Source organism: Pseudomonas sp. 05N434, from assembly GCF_056396965.1.
Genome location: NZ_JBFTMK010000793.1, coordinates 1 through 1,632 on the forward strand (window position 1 = coordinate 1; position 1,632 = coordinate 1,632).

The 1,632-nt window shown below is 61.0% G+C and carries 1 protein-coding gene and 1 pseudogene; both read right to left on the minus strand.

The window, feature by feature from the left end:
• Positions 1-563: pseudogene (locus tag AC1DLB_RS29425) on the minus strand (TauD/TfdA family dioxygenase); the annotation flags it as partial.
• A gap of 141 nt (positions 564-704) precedes the next feature.
• A partial coding sequence (locus tag AC1DLB_RS29430; protein WP_477786233.1) for a carbamoyltransferase C-terminal domain-containing protein occupies positions 705-1,632 on the minus strand: 928 nt, incomplete at its 5' end.

Consider the following 1,632-nt stretch of genomic DNA (forward strand, 5'->3'; position numbering starts at 1 on the left):
CCTTCAAAGTTGCGCACGGCGGTAAAGGCCAAGAAGTTCGGCACGGCGGTCGCGACATTTCGGCTTTGATCGGCGAAGGGCCAGTTGGGATTGTCGGTGTGCCAGAAAAACTCCACATCCGCGCCCCAAGAGCTGGTGGTGCCCGCGGCCTCCGGGACCGGAACGACGTTTCTGACCAGCTTGCCGAAGTTCTCATACTCGACTGCATGCGGCCTGACACCCAGCAGCCGCAACATGCCAAAGTGCAGCAGATCGAAGTCAAGAACACACTCGGCGTTGGGCAGGAAACCATTGCGCGGCGTCGCGACGTCCGTAGAGAGCGAAATGCCTCTGATGAGCAGCGCTTTGTGCGGGCTGTCAGGAAATGCGCGAATTGCCTCGACGATATCCCGGCCCAACACTGTGCCGAGCCAGTCCCCGCCGACTGCTCCCACACTCTCAGCGCAGTGCGGCGTTTCGGCCAGCCTCACGCGACAGCCCTCCAGCCCGGTCAGGTCGGGATCATTGACGACCACCACCTGTACCAATGAAGCCTCCTGAACATCCATGGCCATGACGCTCATGATTTGCGGTTCAGGTATGAGGTGACCTTGGGGTCCGGCTGATGGGCGAACGCCTTGGTTCGTCGGATAAACATCCCCAACGGCAGGATCAGGTAGAGCAGAACATAATCCATAGTGCACCTTCCCTAGTGTATGAAAGAGTTAATCCAGCGGTACTGTCTCGCGCCAGTCGACCGCCTCCTCGAACTGAGGCTGCTCCGATTTATCGAGGTAGAAGTCGCCAATCGCCAGCACATCCATGTTGGTACGCATGAAGCAGCGATAGGCTTCGAACGGCGTGTTCACAATCGGCTCACCGCGCACGTTGAACGAGGTGTTGACCAATACAGGACACCCTGAACGCTGATAGAAGTGTTCAAGCAGCGCCCGGAACCGCGGGTTGCGCTCCCGGTCCACGGTCTGCACCCTTGCCGAGAAGTCCACGTGGGTGATTGCCGGCAGCTCGCTACGCACCAACTTGAGCAAGTCGATCCCGGTAAGCCGCGCACTCTCCTGTGGGATCGCCTTGCGAATGCCCGTTGCAATGGGCGAGACCACCAGCATGTAGGGGCTTTCCTCGACGATGTCGAAGTAGTCTGCCGCTTTTTCCTCAAGCACCACGGGAGCGAAGGGGCGGAAGGACTCGCGGAACTTGATGCGCAGGTTCATGTTTGACTGGGTGTCCGAGCGGCGCGGATCACCCAGGATCGAACGGCTGCCAAGCGATCGCGGACCGAACTCCATTCGCCCCTGGAACCAGCCGATGACCCCGCCGTCCTCGATGCTGGTGCTCACCCGCTGGTCGAGCTCTTCCGGCGAAAGCCTGTGAAAAACAGCGCCGCAGGCTTCCAGTTCGTCCCTGATCTGCTCTTCGCTGTACTCCGGCCCAAGCAATGCTCCGCTCATGCCATCACGCACGCCAGCAGGCAGTTCGCGGCTTGCTACGCCGCGATACTTGCGGTCAGTCAGCAGCGCGGCGCCCAGCGAGCCACCCGCATCGCCAGCCGCCGGTTGCACCCACAGACGGTCGAATATCCGCTCACGCGAGATCACGCCGTTGGCTACGCAGTTGAGGGCAACGCCCCCGGCC